This is a genomic window from Diaphorobacter sp. B2A2W2, assembly GCF_056730635.1.
Genome location: NZ_JBWZOR010000001.1, coordinates 197,955 through 213,694 on the forward strand (window position 1 = coordinate 197,955; position 15,740 = coordinate 213,694).

The 15,740-nt window shown below is 65.7% G+C and carries 14 protein-coding genes and 1 pseudogene; 13 read left to right on the forward strand and 2 right to left on the reverse strand.

All coding sequences use genetic code 11. The annotated features are described in order from the left end of the window. Window positions 1-411 precede the first annotated feature (411 nt). Window positions 412-1,171 (forward strand): annotated as a pseudogene (locus AC1PPL_RS00880) (LuxR C-terminal-related transcriptional regulator). 123 nt (window positions 1,172-1,294) lie between these two features. Further along, entirely contained in the window at window positions 1,295-2,068 is a 774-nt protein-coding gene (locus AC1PPL_RS00885) for a sensor histidine kinase (RefSeq protein ID WP_287740697.1), read from the forward strand. Window positions 2,069-2,156: 88 nt separating this feature from the next. On the opposite strand, the gene AC1PPL_RS00890 is transcribed toward AC1PPL_RS00885, so the two are convergent. Next, window positions 2,157-4,442 carry an AsmA family protein gene (locus AC1PPL_RS00890; protein WP_479972415.1) on the reverse strand — a complete coding sequence of 762 codons (2,286 nt, stop codon included), beginning with the start codon at window positions 4,440-4,442 and terminating at the stop codon, window positions 2,157-2,159. A gap of 241 nt (window positions 4,443-4,683) precedes the next feature. On the opposite strand from AC1PPL_RS00890, the gene AC1PPL_RS00895 reads away from it, so the two are divergent. The 3 genes from AC1PPL_RS00895 to AC1PPL_RS00905 all read left to right on the forward strand — a co-directional run bounded on the left by AC1PPL_RS00895 (window position 4,684) and on the right by AC1PPL_RS00905 (window position 6,231). Then, complete coding sequence (locus tag AC1PPL_RS00895) at window positions 4,684-4,914, forward strand: hypothetical protein (RefSeq protein WP_041839010.1); 231 nt, start codon at window positions 4,684-4,686, stop codon at window positions 4,912-4,914. A gap of 17 nt (window positions 4,915-4,931) precedes the next feature. Continuing rightward, window positions 4,932-5,195, forward strand: coding sequence for a hypothetical protein (locus AC1PPL_RS00900; RefSeq protein ID WP_479972416.1), 264 nt, complete (start codon window positions 4,932-4,934; stop codon window positions 5,193-5,195). A gap of 121 nt (window positions 5,196-5,316) precedes the next feature. Then, the gene (locus AC1PPL_RS00905) at window positions 5,317-6,231 is read left to right on the forward strand and encodes a pseudouridine synthase (protein WP_479972417.1); all 915 of its coding nucleotides are present in this window, start codon (window positions 5,317-5,319) and stop codon (window positions 6,229-6,231) included. Between the two features lie 333 nt (window positions 6,232-6,564). Here AC1PPL_RS00905 and AC1PPL_RS00910 read toward each other — a convergent pair whose 3' ends face one another. Then, window positions 6,565-7,461, reverse strand: a complete 897-nt coding sequence (locus AC1PPL_RS00910) for a LysR family transcriptional regulator (protein ID WP_065086167.1) — start codon at window positions 7,459-7,461, stop codon at window positions 6,565-6,567. A gap of 285 nt (window positions 7,462-7,746) precedes the next feature. Here AC1PPL_RS00910 and AC1PPL_RS00915 point away from each other — a divergent pair, with 285 nt between their 5' ends. From AC1PPL_RS00915 to AC1PPL_RS00950, 8 genes are all read left to right on the forward strand, one after another. Beyond that, window positions 7,747-8,355, forward strand: a complete 609-nt coding sequence (locus AC1PPL_RS00915) for a TetR/AcrR family transcriptional regulator (RefSeq protein ID WP_015476681.1) — start codon at window positions 7,747-7,749, stop codon at window positions 8,353-8,355. A 67-nt stretch (window positions 8,356-8,422) separates the two neighbouring features. Next, window positions 8,423-8,842 carry a hypothetical protein gene (locus AC1PPL_RS00920; RefSeq protein WP_023125218.1) on the forward strand — a complete coding sequence of 140 codons (420 nt, stop codon included), beginning with the start codon at window positions 8,423-8,425 and terminating at the stop codon, window positions 8,840-8,842. A gap of 27 nt (window positions 8,843-8,869) precedes the next feature. Then, window positions 8,870-9,907 (forward strand): secretion protein HlyD, encoded by a 1,038-nt coding sequence (gene hlyD, locus AC1PPL_RS00925; protein ID WP_065086168.1) that lies wholly within the window; start codon window positions 8,870-8,872, stop codon window positions 9,905-9,907. Between the two features lies 1 nt (window position 9,908). After that, a complete protein-coding gene (locus AC1PPL_RS00930) occupies window positions 9,909-11,681 on the forward strand; it encodes an ATP-binding cassette domain-containing protein (RefSeq protein ID WP_065086169.1) in 1,773 nt (590 codons plus the stop codon). Beyond that, window positions 11,678-12,847 carry an ABC transporter permease gene (locus tag AC1PPL_RS00935; protein WP_479972418.1) on the forward strand — a complete coding sequence of 390 codons (1,170 nt, stop codon included), beginning with the start codon at window positions 11,678-11,680 and terminating at the stop codon, window positions 12,845-12,847. Before AC1PPL_RS00930 ends, AC1PPL_RS00935 begins: the two co-directional genes overlap by 4 nt. 4 nt (window positions 12,848-12,851) lie before the next feature. Next, window positions 12,852-13,970, forward strand: a complete 1,119-nt coding sequence (locus AC1PPL_RS00940; protein ID WP_017244799.1) for an ABC transporter permease — start codon at window positions 12,852-12,854, stop codon at window positions 13,968-13,970. After that, the gene (locus tag AC1PPL_RS00945) at window positions 13,967-15,505 is read left to right on the forward strand and encodes an efflux transporter outer membrane subunit (RefSeq protein ID WP_479972419.1); all 1,539 of its coding nucleotides are present in this window, start codon (window positions 13,967-13,969) and stop codon (window positions 15,503-15,505) included. Before AC1PPL_RS00940 ends, AC1PPL_RS00945 begins: the two co-directional genes overlap by 4 nt. Window positions 15,506-15,525: 20 nt before the next feature. Next, window positions 15,526-15,735 (forward strand): YgaP family membrane protein, encoded by a 210-nt coding sequence (locus AC1PPL_RS00950; RefSeq protein ID WP_017244801.1) that lies wholly within the window; start codon window positions 15,526-15,528, stop codon window positions 15,733-15,735. The last annotated feature ends 5 nt before the right edge of the window (window positions 15,736-15,740 follow it).

A 15,740-nucleotide genomic window follows, 5' to 3' on the forward strand; every position in this document is an offset into this window, starting at 1 on the left:
GCGTGCGTCAGAGAGGAAAGAGGGCCAAGAGAGGCGCTGAAAAGGACCGGCGCAGGGGTGTTTCTCAGGTAGTGTCATTCGGTAACAACCGAATCGCTGCGGATGGGATGTGTTTATTACCAGTGAGGGCCGGACCGGGCGGGACTGCAAAAAACAGCTGGCACGCCTGCATATTCTTTCGCAGGGAAAATTTCCCATTAATGTGTTTGAGCGAGGTTTATCCCTTATCTGCGTTAGTTTCAAAATGTGAGTCAGGTAACTCACGAAGAAATTACGAATATCTCCGGATGTTTCGGTGTAATTTGTTTTCCTGTGAGGAAAGCACCCAAAGCGTTGGGATGATCTTTCCGTGGTTACGGTGTGCAAACGCTGAGGGGCCGCCAACAGGCGCCCCCGTCTGGAGACTTCTTTATGCTGCCCGTCAACGATCCTCCTGGTGCAATGGCCGCTCCGCGGGGGACGTCTGTCACCCCAGGCCAATTCGCCATGCACCAGAATCCGCCCTCCATCTGGCCGGACTTTCTGGCGGGGCAGCTAGAAAAGCCTGTGCGCGTTTTGCTGGTGGATGACGATGCGCACATGCGGCGCGTCATCGCGCAAGAGTTGATGAGCGACCAGCGTGCGCGAGGGCCGCAAGGCCATCAAGCAGCATGAGTTCGATGTGATGCTCGTGGACCTGAACCTCGGCGATGGCGAGGGCTTCATGCTGATCGACTACATGAAGTCGGTGCGCCCCACGGCCGAGGCCATCGTCATCTCCATCATGCAGAACGATGAGCAGGTGCTGCACGCCTTCGAGCTGGGTGCCACGGGCTATCTCGTCAAGAACTCATGGTTCGGCAGCTATCCGCAGGCGGTACTGCAGGTAGCCAACGGCGGTGCTTCCATCACCCCCAACCTTGCGCGCCGCCTGCTGCAGCGGTTTGACCCGAGCGGCGCCGCCGCCCCGCACGCCCAGCGGCGCGTGGAGCAGGAAACCGAGCGCCTGTCCCAGCGCGAGAAAGAAGTGCTGCGCATGGTGGCCAGCGGTTACACCAGCGCCGAGATCGGCAACCGGCTGTTCATCAGCAGCCTGACCGTGAACACGCACATCAAGAACATCTACCGCAAGCTGCAGGTGCGCACGCGGGCGCAGGCCGTGCGCTTCGCGTCACTGCGCGGGCTGTTCTGAAAGAAGAGCCGCCTGGGCGCACAAACGTCCGTCGCACCTGCTGCAGGGATGAGGGAGATTTCCATGTTTCGCACCCGTCCGCCGGCCTTTGCAATCGCCTGCGTTGCTGTCTGGTTGCTTGCCATGTCCGTTGATACCCTGCTGCTGGCCTCTGCGGAGCAACTGAGTCTGCAGGCGCAGTTGCGCTGGAAGCTCCTGGGCCTGGGGGCTCTGGTAGTGCTGGGCATCTTGCTGATCGTGCAGTTGCCGCGCGCACTGCAGTGGCGCCCACGGCGCAGCATCCGGCCCAGCCCTGACGTGAAGCGCGAGCGCGAACGCATTGCACGCAACCTCCACGACCAGGTGGGGTCCCAACTTGTCAACGCCATCGCCCTGGTGGACGAGCGGGATCCCGAACACGGGACGCTGATGCAGTCGCTGGAGTTGTGCCTGCTCGACCTGCGCCTGTTGGTGGATTCGATGGACGGCGAGGACGATTCCCTGGCAGACCGGCTCGCGCGGCTGCGCCACCGCATCCAGCCTGCGCTGGACCGGCGCGGCATCGCGCTGCACTGGGAGATTGCGCCACACGATGAACTGGCCCTGCCAGGAGGCAAGGTGGCGCGGGAGATAGCCGCCATCGTCCAGGAAGCCGTGAGCAATGTGCTGCAGCATGCGGACGCCACGGCGCTCGTGATCCGCCTGCACTCCGTGCAAACGCTGCAGGGCAGGGCGTGGCAGTTGCAGGTGGCGGACAACGGCGCAGGGCTGCCGAGCGGCGAGCCCGCGTGCCACAGTCTGGGACGCGGCATTGACAGCATGCGCTCGCGTGCGGCGGCGGTGGCGGGCTGGCTGGAGCTGTTGCCGCAGGAAGGCCGCGGTCTGTGTGTGCAACTCACGGTTCCGGCCGTGCAGTGAGCACGACCAGTGCGTGCCCCAGGCCGCACACCCAGAAACTATTAAAACAATAGCTGTTGACGCTGTATTGGCGAGCCTTGTGGCTACTTTAACGTTGAGCGCGCGAGGCGGGCTTGGCCGGCGCAGATGCCGGTGACGCGCCGGCCTTGGCCAAAAGTGCAGCGCAGTGCGCGTCGTCCTCCGCGGCGGGCACGGTAATCGGCAGCAGCGCCAGCGCCGCGGGCGCCGTGAGGGCGGCAGCCACCGCCGCCCCCGCGCGCAGCAGCAGCGGCCCGGGTTCTACCCCCACCTGCGGATCTGCGAAGGTGCCGCGCACATACAACGGCGTGCGCAGTGAGAAGAATTTCCACTTCAGCGAATCGGGCGTGATGCGCAGGTTGAGCAGTTCGTCGCCGAGGTCCACCGTGCCCTTGGCTTCGACGATGGCCTCCTCGGTGTTGAGCTTAACGGTGCGCGTGCTGGCCACCCCACCTTGTACGTCCAGGTTGGCCACGGCGCAGCGCAGCTTGACCTCCTTGTCGTCGCCGAACAGTTTGGAGACGATGACGCTGCCCAGGTTGAGCGCCGCCAGATCCAGCAATTCCTTGCTTAGCGTGCCGTCGCGGATGTACAGCCGCATTTCGCCCCCGCTGGTGCTCAGCATGCGCGCCACCGACTGCCCCTGGCCGGTCAGCGCCAGAGCGCCGTCCAGCCGCCCCAGGCTCTTTTGCATGCGCTCCACCTTGGGAAAGAGAGCCGACAGCTGCAGGCCCTGGACCGAGCCCTGCAACTGCACCTGCAGCGGATCGGTGCGGCTGTCCAGCAGCACGTTGGAGTCGATGCGGCCGTGGGCCACGCCAAAGCGCAGCGGTGTCAGGCGCAGCTGGCGGTCTTCCAGCACCGCGCGCACGCTCAGGTTGTCCAGTGGCAGGCTGTCGGGGCGCACCACCTTCTGCCCGGCAAATGCCAGGTCCAGGTCCATGGCGCCCCAGCGGTCGGTGGCGAAGCGGGCATCGGGCAGCACCTTGCCGGGGCGGCGCGACGTGCCTTTCTCCTGCGCGCGCACGCCGCTGGGCGCGCCCAGGACCGGGCCCAGATCCGCCAGGCGCAGTTGTTTGGACGTCATATGGCCCTGCAGCTTGGGACGGGGCTCGCCGCCTGTGTAGGTGAGGCTGCCGTGCAGGTCGCTGCTGCCCACGGTGCCGTTGAAGTCGCGGTATTCCCACACCGCTTTGGCCGATGCCAGGTTGCCCAGCAGGCGCCCCTCGACCTGGAACGGCGGCGTGTTGGGCAGCACCAGGCCGGTCAGTTCATACAGGTCCGCCATGCTGGGCGCCTTCACGAACACCTGCAGATCCATGCCCGAAAGCTTGGCGGGATTGTTGAGCACGCCTTCCACCCGCGTCTGCACGCTGCCCGAGCGCGCGGAAAAGCGCAGCGGATAGCGCGCGGCCTGCTGGCGCAGCGACAGCACCGGTCCTGCCAGTCCTTCTCCGGTGATGCGCGCCTTGCGGTAGGTGCCCTGCAGCGCGATCTTCATGCCGTACTTGCCTTCGGCCTGCGGTGCACCAGTGGGCAGGGTGTCGATGCGGGCACGCAGCGCCAAATCCTTCAGGCCATCGGCATAGCCCAACCAGCCGCCGCGCACGACGAGCTGGTTCAAGCGCAGATCCCAAGGGTTGTCCTCGGCAGTGCTCTCTCGGGAATGGGAGCGCGTGAAGGTCCAGTTGTTGCGCCCGTCCTGTTTGCGTGCCAGCACGATGTCGGGCGCCGTCAGTACGACTGTGTCCAGCAGCAGCGTGCGGGACAGCAGCGGCAGCAGGCGCAATGTGGCGCTGGCGCTGGCGATGGTGCCCATGCCCGTGGGCGGGCGTGCCGGAGCATTCGCTTGGGTACCCCCCACCTCCAGCGCGACGGCGCGGGCGACGTCGGACGCCGCCGAACCCGCAGATGCAGGCGCTGCTGCCGCCGTGGGCGCGTCGGCATCACCTGCGGGCGCGGCTGGCTCGGGGCGCGGGGGAAGGGCGGGCAGTTGGTCCGTGCCTTTGCCCGGCGCTTCCGGTACCTCAAAGCCCTCCGGGTTGCTCAGGGAGAGCTGCTGGGCACGCACGGTCACACCGGGTACCCAACGGCGCCAGCCTTCTTCCAGCGGTTGGGGCCAGTGCCACTCCGCCGACAGATCGCCATCGATGGAGAAGGTGCGCCCCGTGGCCTCGCTCACCTTGTCGTTCACCCAGGGTTTGGCGCGGTTCCAGTCCCAATTCACCAGTACCACGGCGAACAGCGCCAGGGCCGCCACCACTGCGCCTATCGTGCCCAGCGTCCAGCGCAGCACGCGCTGGCGCGTGGAACGGTGGGGGAGGGAGGCGGCGGTGGGCGTGTTCTCAGGGGGCATGGCAAAGGCGCCGCAAGCTGGCCAAACGGGTGTGCCTTGCCGCAGGGCGCGGAGTGGTGTTTGAAGCCATGCTAGTGCGAACATCCTCGCGCTGGGCCGTGCGTACGGCGATTGCCGCGCTTGTCCTACAGCCCACCCATAGGACGCCGCCGGGGCGTGCATGCGCCTTTGGCCTACGTTGAACCACAGCTGTTGCTTCAAGAATGGCGCCATTGCATTCACTTACACCAAGGCGCCCCTCATGCAAACGACCGACGCACTCACCCAGGAAACGATCTTCGGCGTGGCCGACAGCGTGACCTATTCCGGCATGCTGTGCCTGGCGCCGGATGGCCGCCGCTACTTTTACGCCCATGCCCAGGTGGATGGACGCACCCTGCCCCTGCCACATGACCACTGGACCTCGCGCGATGCCGCGGTACGCGGCCTGGCGGCCATCGCATCGGGCGAGAGCAAGCCCGCGGTCGCATGACACCGGAGCCCACCGCGATGGATGCAACGCCTGCGCTGCCCCAGGTCCTGGAAGAGGGTTATCGCGGCTTCCTGATCCGCATTCCTATTCCTGAGGCCACGCCCGTCGCTGCCGGCACGCCGGTCCAGGTCAGCGTGGCAGCCATCTCGCAACACGCGATAGCCCATATGGACGCCATACGCTGGGCGCCCGTGGAAGGATCGGAGGGCGACCTGCACACGCTCGCACGGATCAAGCAAGCCATCGACGAGGCGTTGGACGGCGTGGATCGCGCTTCGTGATCGTCGGTTTGCAACCCAAGACAAAATAGCATCTAGCGCTTTACCATCAAGCGCTGGTAGCTATCAAAACAGTAGTATTGGTACATGGGGCGGGAGCCTGGACCCCTACAATCGCGGCCCCATGCACAACAGCCACGATCCCCGGGTTCTGCCCATGCGCGACGGCGTCAACCCCAGTTGCGTGGTTCTGCCCTCGGCGGGGCAGGGGCTTCTGGTGGACTTCCTCGCACAGCGCCTGCCCGCCGTGTCGCGCGAGGACTGGCTGCGCCGCCTGCGCGCGAAGGAAGTGGTGGACGAGTTCGGCGCGGCCGCCACGGAGCGCTGCCCGTTCACGCCGGGCGTACGCTACTACTACTACCGCGAACTGCCGCCCGAGCCCGAGCTGCCGTTCCACGAAACCGTGCTCTACCAGGATGCGCACATCCTTGTGGCCGACAAACCCCACTTTCTGCCCGTGGTGCCCGCGGGCCGCTACCTGCAGCAGACCCTGCTGGTGCGCTTGAAGCGCCGGCTGGGCCTGAGCGAGTTGTCCCCCGTGCACCGCATCGACCGCGACACGGCAGGCCTGGTGCTGTTTTCCGTGCAGCGGGCAACGCGCGGCACCTACCAGGCCCTCTTTCGCGACAGACGGGTGCACAAGGTCTATGAGGCCGTTGCACCGTGGTGCGCCGACCTGCCGCTGCCGTGCATCCATGAAAGCCGGCTGGAGGAAAGCGGCCATTTTTTTCGCATGCACGAGGTGCCCGGCACGCCCAACGCGCGCACGCACATCGACGTGTTGGAGGTTGCGGCACCCTGGGCGCGCTACCGGCTGCAGCCCATCACCGGAAAGCGCCACCAGTTGCGCGTACACATGGCCGCGCTGGGCCTGCCTCTGCGCGGCGATGCGTTCTACCCGGAGGTGAACGACCCGCCGGAAGGGGACTATTCCAACCCGCTGCAACTGTTGGCGCGCACGCTTGCCTTTACCGATCCCCTCAGCGGAGAGGCGCGGCGGTTTGACAGCCGGCTGGAACTGCGCCCGCTGACGGATTAGCGTGTGGGAAAGTGGGGGAGGGGAGAGCAGCCGGAGGGCCGCGTTGCAGCATGCCTTGCTGGAATGCTGGAGCGGGCGATGGGAACAGCACCCGGTCGCTAACTCGTTTATTACGAACGTCTTTTCCGATCCAAGCGTCACGGAATGGACTCGATTGTGGACTCAAGTCTTCGGCCTGGTCAACGCAGGCCGTTGCGGGTGATCCAAAGCGAGCCAAGCACATCCACTAACAGCCAGAGCATCGGATTTCATACCGAAGTCTATCTGTCCACTGGCACATCACGCCACAGGCCGCAACGGACAGGTGAGCTGCGTCCTCAAAGGATTGACTCATCATCGACAGGCGCGGTCCCGCCCGCCTTTCGCCCGCTCGATGAACCGCTTCATGGGCTCCGAGGGTTCGCCCTGGCGGCGCAGCAGGTAGGTATAGAGCACCGGTGGGGTGCCGGCCAGGGGACGAATGGAGATGTCCGGGCGCTGTAGCGTCTGCACCTGCGAGGCGATGGCGAAGCCGATGCCGTAGCCGGCACCGACCAAGGTCAGCATCACACCCAGGCTGGTCACTTCATCGACCAGCTTGAGGGGCGTGCCTGCGTCCTGCAGCAACGCTTGAATCTGATGGCGGCAGCCCGATCCCGATTCGGGATGGCACAGAACCAGCGGGAACTTCAGGGCTTCGGCCAGCGGCACCTGCACGTGCGCCAGCAAGGGGTGGCGTGCGGGCACGATCACCGACAGCTGATCGGTCCACACCGGCTCGGCGACGAGGCCATCATGTACCGCGTTTGACAAGGCAAAGCCGATGTCCAGCAGATCGTCGTGCAGCATCTTGAGCTGCTGCGCGAACGGCAACTCGAAGACGCGAATCTCCAGCTCGGGCTCATCCTCGCGGCTGCGTGCCAGCAAGGTGGCGATGCGGGGCTGCGCCAGGCTGTCGCAGATCGCGATGCGTAGATTGCCTTGGTAGCCCTGTGCCGCCGCCTTGGCGCTCTTGACTGCCTGCTCCACGGTGGCCTGCACGCGCCGGCATTCGCCGAGGAACACCTGGCCGGCCCAGGTCAGCCGCGTCAGGCGTGTGCTGCGGTCGAACAACTGCACGCCAAGCTGGCTTTCCAGGTCGCGCATCGCACGCGACACAGGCGATTGCTCAATGCCCAGACGCTCGGCTGCCCGGGCCAGATGCAGTTCTTCCGCAACTGCGACGAAGTAGCGCAGCAATCTGAAATCCAAGGCCACCTCCTGTTCGTCTTCTTCTGGTTCGGCCTCTCGGGCGCCAGCATCTCCATCCACATCCCGTCCACTTACGCCCCCGCCAGGCTTGCGATGTGCCGGCGCCCTTCCGCCAATGAGGTGCGGAGGGCGACGTATGCGCCCGCCAGAAATCGACCGTTGGCAGCCGTCTGAGATAGCAGTTCTGCTGTTCATCGAGACCTCCTTTTCGCGCTTCCCCTCTTGCGGCAAGCTTGCATGGTGCTAAGATAGTAATAGATTATCTCACTTTCGAAGGCGCAAGCAATGAGTGGACACTCCAAGCATCTACCGGCCGATGAGCGGCGCGCGGCCACAGTCGAGGCGGTGGTCGACTTGGCCGCCGAGCAGAACCCCAGCGACATCACGACCACAGCCATCGCACAGCGTATGGGGCTGACCCAGGGGGCGCTGTTTCGTCACTTCCCGACCAAGGACGCCATCCTGCAGGCGGTGATGTCCTGGGTCACGGAACGCCTGCTGGCTCGGGTGGACAAGGCAGCAGAAGGCACTACGTCTCCGGTCGCAGCCCTTGAGGCGGTCTTCATGACGCATATCGACTTCGTGTCCGAGCACCCGGGTGTGCCGAGGATGCTCTTCGGCGAATTGCAGCGACCTGGAGAGACCCTGCCCAAGCGAATGGTGCAGACCTTGATTCAGCACTACGGCGAGCGGTTGCATCGCCTGCTCGAAGCCGGCAAGGCGCAGGGCGAACTGGATGCGGGACTGGATGTGGATGCCGCCGCCGTGTTGTTCATCGGCACGATCCAGGGACTGGTCATGCAGTCGCTGTTGGCGGGCAAGGTCTGTCGCATCCGCCGTGACGCACCAGCCGTGTTTGCCATCTATCGCCGTGGCATCGAAAGCAACACATGAAACACCTGTCTTCTCCGCAAGCGCGACTGCGACCTCCAAACCCTTCCACAAATCGGGAGCAACGAACATGACGGCACACAGCGGACGCTCGATCTGGATGCGCGTGGTCTCCTTGATTGCGATCGGTTTTGGCCTGATGACCATCTGGGAAGGCGGCGCAGTCCTGTTTGTCGACGGCGCGGCGCGCCAAGCCGCCGGCGACTATGTGCCTTTCGTGCTCTGGTTCAATTTTCTGGCCGGGATCGCCTACATCGTCGCCGGCGTCGGCTTGTGGATGCGCCGGCGCTGGGCCGCGTGGTTGGCGATTGTCATCACGGTGGCGACCGCACTCGTGTTCCTGGCTTTCGGAGTGCATGTGGCTCTGGGTGGCGCCTGGGAGCGGCGCACGGTGGTCGCCATGACGCTGCGCACGTTGGTGTGGGCTGGCATAGCGGCCATAGCCTGGCGCCGGTCAGCGGCGAATGCGCCGGTCGCACGCGAGCACTGAGCACCTTTATCCAGCGGAAACCCATCGATGAAAACTCCAAACCTCCTTTCCAGAAAAACCCGTTGGGTCGTGATCGCCGTTGTCGTGCTCGCTCTTGGCGGCGCACTGGCGTTCTGGCTGTCGCGCGACCATGGACAACAAGATGCATTGCGCCTCTACGGCAACGTCGACATCCGCGAGGTGCAACTGGCCTTCCGTCAGCCCGGGCGCGTGATGCAAATGGCTTTCGATGAGGGCGATGCCGTCAGTGCCGGTGCGCGGCTGGCGACGCTCGACGCGCAGCCGTATCGGGAAGCCCTTGCGGCAGCGCAGGCCCAGGTGCAAGTGGCGCAGGCGGAACTGGCCAAGCTGCGCCGTGGCCTGCGGCCGCAGGAAATCACCCTGGCGCGCGAAGCGCTCAGGCAGGCACAGGCGCTCGCCACCGAAACCGAGCGCAATTTCCAACGCCAAAGTGGCCTGCTGGCATCAGGCGCCAGCAGCCAGCGCACGGTCGATGCCGCCCGCACGGCGAGGGATCAAGCCACCGCGGGCGTCGCAGCAGCCAAGGCCGCCCTGTCGCAAGCGTCCGAAGGCTTTCGCAAGGAAGACATTGCCGCGGCCGAGGCTCGCCTTGCGGCCGCACAGGCCGCCGCAGCGCAAGCCACGACAGCCTTGGCGGACACCGAGTTGATGGCGCCCAGTAGCGGAACCGTCATCGCACGGGTGCGCGAGCCCGGCAGCATGGTTGCAAGCCAGAGCGCGGTCTACAGCCTGAGCCTGGACAAGCCGGTTTACGTGCGCGCCTACGTGGGCGAGTCGGACTTGGGGCGTATCGCGCCCGGTACTGTGGTGCGCGTCAAAAGCGATTCATCAGAGAAGGTCTATCGCGGCCAGATCGGCTTCATCTCGCCGCGCGCCGAGTTCACCCCCAAGACGGTGGAGACGACGGATTTACGCACGGATCTGGTGTACCGCCTGCGCATCGTCATCGACGAAGCCGACAGCGACAGTGCCTTGCGCCAGGGCATGCCGGTGACAATCGAGGTCGATGCGAAAGCCGGCACCACTATCCCGGGGGAGCGTTGAGATGCAGGCAAGCCCTGCCATCGCCGCGGTGCCTACGGGTGCGCGCGAAGACGCTGCCGTCGTCATCGAGGGCGTGGACAAGCATTTCGGCGACATAAAGGCGCTGCGGGGCTTGAGCGCGCGCATCCACTATGGGCGGCTGACCGGTCTGGTCGGCCCCGACGGCGCCGGCAAGACGACGCTGATGCGGATTCTGACCGGCCTCCTGGTGCCGAACGCCGGCCACGTCACCTTGGCAGGCTATGACGTGGTCAAGGACAACGACGCCATCCACGTCGCCAGCGGCTACATGCCGCAGCGCTTTGGCCTGTACGAAGACCTGTCGGTGATGGAGAACATGCGCCTGTACGCGCAGTTGCGCGGTATGGATGCGGACTGCAACGCCGCTCTGTTTGCCGAGCTGCTGGACTTCACGCGGCTCGGACCCTTCACCAAACGCCTGGCCGGCAAGCTCTCCGGCGGCATGAAGCAGAAGCTGGGCCTTGCCTGTGCACTCATGGCGCGGCCCAAGGTGCTGCTGCTGGACGAGCCCGGTGTGGGCGTCGACCCGGTCAGCCGCCAGGATTTATGGCGCATGGTGCAGGCGTTGACCGACGAGGGCATGGCCGTGGTGTGGTCCACCGCCTATCTCGACGAAGCCGAGCGCTGCGAGAGCGTGCTGTTGCTGAACCAGGGACAGCTCCTGTTCGATGGTCCGCCGCAGCAACTCACCGCGCAGCTCGAAGGCCGCAGCTTCCGTCTGGAGAACGTCGGCGCCGAGCGCCGGGCGGTGCTGACACAGGCGCTCGACCTGGAGAGCGTGAGCGATGGCGTGATCCAAGGCGCCGGCGTGCGCGTGGTGTTGCGCGAGGGCGCTCAAGCGGAGCAGCTCCAGGCCCTGTCCGATCAGGCGCAGGTGCGGCTGGCGCAGGTGCCAGCGCGCTTCGAAGACGCCTTCATCGATCTGCTCGGTGGCGGCCCCGGCGGCACTTCGACGCTGGCCGAGCGTCTGCCGCCGGTTGAGCTGGGTTTCGACATTGCCGTGTCGTGCCGAAACCTCACCAAGCGCTTCGGCGAGTTCACCGCCACCGACAACGTCAGCTTCGAGGTGCAAAAGGGCGAAATCTTCGGCCTGCTCGGCCCCAACGGTGCCGGCAAGTCCACCACTTTCAAGATGTTGTGCGGCCTGTTGAAACCCACTGCTGGCGAAGCGCATGTAGTGGGCCATGATCTGCGCCGCGCCACCGGAGCGGCCAAGAGCCGGCTCGGCTACATGGCGCAGAAGTTTTCGCTCTACGGCCTGCTCTCGGTGCAGCAGAACCTGGAATTCTCGGCCGGCGTCTACGGACTGGAAGGCAACACCCGGCGCGAGCGCATTGCCGAGATGATCGAAACCTTCGATCTGGGCGACTGGCTGTCCGCCACGCCTGATTCCCTGCCGCTGGGACACAAGCAGCGCCTGGCATTGGCTTGTTCGCTGATGCACCGGCCGCCCGTGCTGTTCCTGGATGAGCCCACGTCGGGCGTGGACCCCATTACCCGGCGCGAATTCTGGACCCACATCAACGGCCTGGCGCGCAAGGGCGTGACCATCATGGTCACCACCCACTTCATGGACGAGGCCGAGTACTGCGACCGCGTCGCCATGCTGTCGCGTGCGCAACTGATTGCGCTGGATACGCCCGACGCGCTCAAACGCTCGGCGATCAGCCCCGAACGACCCGACCCGACGATGGAGGACGCCTTCATTCACCTGGTGGAGTCGGCGGACCGCGAGCTGGAGGCCGCCATATGAACGGCACCACAAAGCACAAAGACGGGAATGGACCACAGCAGACCGACCTGCGCCATTTTGATCTGCGGCGCTTGATCGCCCTGGTCACCAAGGAAAGCTACCAGGCGCTGCGCGACCCCTCGACGCTGCTGATCGCGTTCGTGCTGCCGGTGGTGTTGTTGCTGTTGTTCGCCTATGCGGTGTCGCTGGATGCGAAGGATGTCCGCGTCGGCGTGGTGCTGGAGTCGCCCGGCGCTGCAGCGCAAGAGCTTGCGGCGGCCTTTGCCGGTACGCGCTTCCTGGATGCCCATTTCGCCCATGACCGGCGCGAAGTGGCCGATCAACTGATCTCCGGCGACCTGCGCGGCTACGTGGTGATCCCGCAGGACTTCGAGCAGCGCCTGGCGCAGCGCGGCAGCGAACCGCTGGTGCAGATCGTCACCGACGGCTCCTACCCCAATACCGCCAACTACGTCGAGAACTACGCCCGCGGCGTGGTCCAGACCTGGCGCGCCGGGCTCGATGTCGCGGCGCCGCCGCAGGCCGTAGTGCTGGAGCCGCGCTACTGGTTCAACCCAGAGCTGGAAAGCCGTCGAGCGCTGATTCCCGGCGCCATCGCCATCGTCATGACCATCATCGGCACCATGCTAACGGCGCTGGTTGTGGCGCGTGAATGGGAGCGCGGCACGATGGAGGCGGTGCTGTCCACACCGGCCTCGGTGGCCGAAATCCTGATCGGCAAGCTGCTGCCGTACTTCGTGCTCGGCATGCTGTCCACGCTGGGCGCGGCGGCGCTGGCGGTATTCGTGTTCGGCGTTCCGATGCGGGGCTCGCTGGCGGCGCTGCTGCTCTTGTCCGCAGTGTTCATGGTACCGGCGCTGGGTCAGGGTCTGTTGATTTCGTCGCTGGCGCGCAACCAGTTTCTGGCGGCGCAGATCGCGCTGTTCACGGGTTTTCAGCCGGCTTTCATGCTGTCGGGGTTTCTATATGAGATCGACGCGATGCCCGCGCCAATCCGGGCCATCACCCGGCTGGTTCCGGCGCGTTACTTCGTCGATTCGCTGAAGACGGTGTTCTTGGCCGGCGACATCTGGGCCGTGTTCCTGCCCAACTTGGCGGCCATGGCGGCGATCGGGGTGCTGTTCTTCGTGATCGCCAAGCGCGCCACGCGCAAGAACCTGGAGTGAAGCGATGTTGACCTCCGCATTCTCGTTCACCCGCCTGCGTGCCCAGTTCATCAAGGAAGTGCTCAGCGTCCTGCGCGACCCGCGCAGCCGCATGGTGGTGTTCGTGCCGCCGATCCTTCAGTTGCTGGTGTTCGCCTTTGCCGCGACGCTGGAAGTGCGCAACGTCGATATCGCCGTCTACGATCAGGATGCGGGGCGCTGGTCGCACGAGTTGGTACAGCGCCTGGACAGCGCCCGCTTCATCACCCACGTCCGGCATGTCGACAGCCAGCAGCAGCTACACGAGCTGATCGACCGTGGCGAGGTGATCGCCGCGCTTGCCATCCCGGTGGATTTTTCGCGCTCCATCGCCGCCGGCGAAAGTGGCCGCGCGCAGGTACTGGTCGATGGCCGGCGCAGCAACTCCGGGCAGATCACCGTAGCCTATCTGTCCACCATCGCCGCCGATGTCGGCGCCGAGGTCGTGCCCGACGCCCAGGCACCAACGCCCGTGGTCGTGCGCCACTGGTTCAACCCGAATCTGGTCTACCGCTGGTTCATCGTGCCCGGCCTCACGGGCATCCTGGCGCTGTTCAGCGCGCTGCTCATCACCTCGCTGTCGATTGCACGCGAACGCGAGCTCGGCACCTTCGACCAGTTGCTGGTGTCCCCCACCTCGACGCCAGAGATCATCATTTCCAAGTCACTGCCGGCACTCGCAATTGGCACCGCGCTGGGCCTGTTCATGATCAGCGCGGGCGTATTCCTGTTCGGCATCCCGTTTACGGGCTCGTTTGCGCTCCTGCTCGCCAGCCTGGTGCTGTTCATCCTGTCGGTGGTCGGCATCGGTCTGATGATTTCCGCGGTCAGCATGACGCAGCAGCAGGCCATCCTGGGGGCGTTCGCCATCGGCGTGCCGGCGGTGCTGATGTCCGGCTTTGCGACGCCTGTGGAAAACATGCCCGTCGTCCTGCAATGGCTGGCCCAGGCCATTCCGCTGACCCACTTCCTCATCATCGTCGAAGGCAGCTTTCTCAAGGCCATGCCGCCCGGCGACATTCTCGCCAGCCTGTGGCCGCTGGCGGTCATCGCCCTGGCCACGCTGACGATGGCCACCGTATTCGTCCGAGGACGCCTGCAATGAAATCCAAGCCCCGCACTTCCTTTCTTCGCGCAACCGTCAGCGGCCTGACCCCTGGGCGCGCGCGTCCGCTCGCGCTGGCCTTGTCCTGCGTGCTGCTGACCGCCTGCGCAAGCGTGGGCCCTGACTACCGCGAGCCGCCGCCGGTCGACGTCGGCAGCGGCTGGAGCTTGCCGTTGGCAAGCGAATCCCAGTCCGCAGACTTGAGCCAATGGTGGTCTGCACTGGACGATCCCATCCTCGATCGCCTGATGGCCACGGCGCTGGCACAGAACCTGGATCTGCGCCAGGCTGCGGCACGCATCGATGAGGCACGCGCCCTGCGCGATCGTGTGGCCGGCGAGGCATTGCCCACCGCCGCCGCTGGCGCGAGCGTCAACCGGCGCCGTCAAAGCGAGAACGGACCCCTGCTCGTAGGCTCCATCCCCGGTCTTGACGCCACGCAGACCATCTACGACGCGGGCTTCGACGCGGCCTGGGAGGCCGACTTGTTCGGGGCCAGGCGGCGCGCCCTGGAGGGCGCCAGCGCTCGCCTGCAGGCGACCGAAGCCGAGGCACAGGGAGTACGCATGCGCATCGTGGCCGAGGTCGCGCGCACCTGGTTCACCGCCGTCGGCGCCCGCTACGAGTTGCACGCACAACAGGCCACACTGGATACGCTGCAGCACACCTTGGAATTGGTGCGCCTGCGGCATGCGCTGGGCGACGCGTCGGCCGCCGACGTGGAGGCGGCGTACGCCCAATGGACAGCAGTCAACGCGCTCATCCCGGATATCCAGGTGCGTCAGCGCGCCGCGATACTCAGCCTGGGCGTGCTGCTGGGCGCGCCGCCGGAGCGGGAGCTGGCACTGCTGGATGGCCCCTTGACGCCGAGCACGCTGCGGGCGCTGCCGGTGGGCGAGCGCGCAGAGATGCTGCGCCGGCGCCCGGACGTGCTGGCTGCGGAACGTCGCCTGGCAGCGAGTTCCGCCGACATCGGCGTGGCCACGGCCGAACTGTTCCCCAAACTCTCCATCGGTATCGGCGGCGGGTTCCAAGCGCTCAGCACGGGCGATTGGTTCGATGCATCCAGCTCGCGTTTTTCCATCCTGCCGCTGATTTCCTGGCGCCTGTTCGACGGTGGCCGTGTGCGAGCCGAAATTCGGGCACGCGAGGCGGCCGAGCGGCAGGCCGCGCTGGCCTATGAGCAGGCGGTGCTGACGGCGCTGGGCGACGCCGAGCGCGCGCTGGGCGACTACCACGGCGGGCTGGACACACTGGAGCGCCGCGGTATGGCACTGGATGCCGCGCGCACCAGCTACGGCCACGCCAAGGCGCGCTATGCGGCAGGCGACATTGCGCTGGTCGAACTGCTGGCTGCCCAGCGCAGCCTGCACGAGGCCGAAACCGCAGCCGCACGCGCGCATACCAACGCCGCCGTGCAACTGGTGGCGCTGTACAAGGCCCTTGGTGGCGGCTGGGACGTATCCACGACGGCATCGACCGCAACCCATCCGCTGCGGGGCGCTGCCGCCCCCGTCGCGTTTTCAAGCCGTTGACTCAACACAAGGAGACCGTAATGCAAATCAACGTTGGAAGTCTCGACCGCATTGTCCGCATCGTCGTCGGACTGGTTCTGCTCAGCCTCCCGCTGTGGCTGGATTCATCCTGGCGTTGGCTGGGACTCATCGGAATCATGCCCCTCATCACCGGCCTGGCTGGCCGCTGTCCGGGCTACCGTCTGCTTGGCCTGAGCACTTGCCCGATACAAAAGAAAAAACCGGAGTGAGCATC

What these genes read in the sequence shown, in the direction of transcription:
- AC1PPL_RS00885 (WP_287740697.1), top strand. Translation starts at nt 1,295, where the DNA reads ATGTCCGTTGATACCCTGCTGCTGGCCTCTGCGGAGCAACTGAGTCTG.
- AC1PPL_RS00890 (WP_479972415.1), bottom strand. Translation starts at nt 4,442, where the DNA reads ATGCCCCCTGAGAACACGCCCACCGCCGCCTCCCTCCCCCACCGTTCC.
- AC1PPL_RS00895 (WP_041839010.1), top strand. Translation starts at nt 4,684, where the DNA reads ATGCAAACGACCGACGCACTCACCCAGGAAACGATCTTCGGCGTGGCC.
- AC1PPL_RS00900 (WP_479972416.1), top strand. Translation starts at nt 4,932, where the DNA reads ATGGATGCAACGCCTGCGCTGCCCCAGGTCCTGGAAGAGGGTTATCGC.
- AC1PPL_RS00905 (WP_479972417.1), top strand. Translation starts at nt 5,317, where the DNA reads ATGCACAACAGCCACGATCCCCGGGTTCTGCCCATGCGCGACGGCGTC.
- AC1PPL_RS00915 (WP_015476681.1), top strand. Translation starts at nt 7,747, where the DNA reads ATGAGTGGACACTCCAAGCATCTACCGGCCGATGAGCGGCGCGCGGCC.
- AC1PPL_RS00920 (WP_023125218.1), top strand. Translation starts at nt 8,423, where the DNA reads ATGACGGCACACAGCGGACGCTCGATCTGGATGCGCGTGGTCTCCTTG.
- hlyD (WP_065086168.1), top strand. Translation starts at nt 8,870, where the DNA reads ATGAAAACTCCAAACCTCCTTTCCAGAAAAACCCGTTGGGTCGTGATC.
- AC1PPL_RS00930 (WP_065086169.1), top strand. Translation starts at nt 9,909, where the DNA reads ATGCAGGCAAGCCCTGCCATCGCCGCGGTGCCTACGGGTGCGCGCGAA.
- AC1PPL_RS00935 (WP_479972418.1), top strand. Translation starts at nt 11,678, where the DNA reads ATGAACGGCACCACAAAGCACAAAGACGGGAATGGACCACAGCAGACC.
- AC1PPL_RS00940 (WP_017244799.1), top strand. Translation starts at nt 12,852, where the DNA reads ATGTTGACCTCCGCATTCTCGTTCACCCGCCTGCGTGCCCAGTTCATC.
- AC1PPL_RS00945 (WP_479972419.1), top strand. Translation starts at nt 13,967, where the DNA reads ATGAAATCCAAGCCCCGCACTTCCTTTCTTCGCGCAACCGTCAGCGGC.
- AC1PPL_RS00950 (WP_017244801.1), top strand. Translation starts at nt 15,526, where the DNA reads ATGCAAATCAACGTTGGAAGTCTCGACCGCATTGTCCGCATCGTCGTC.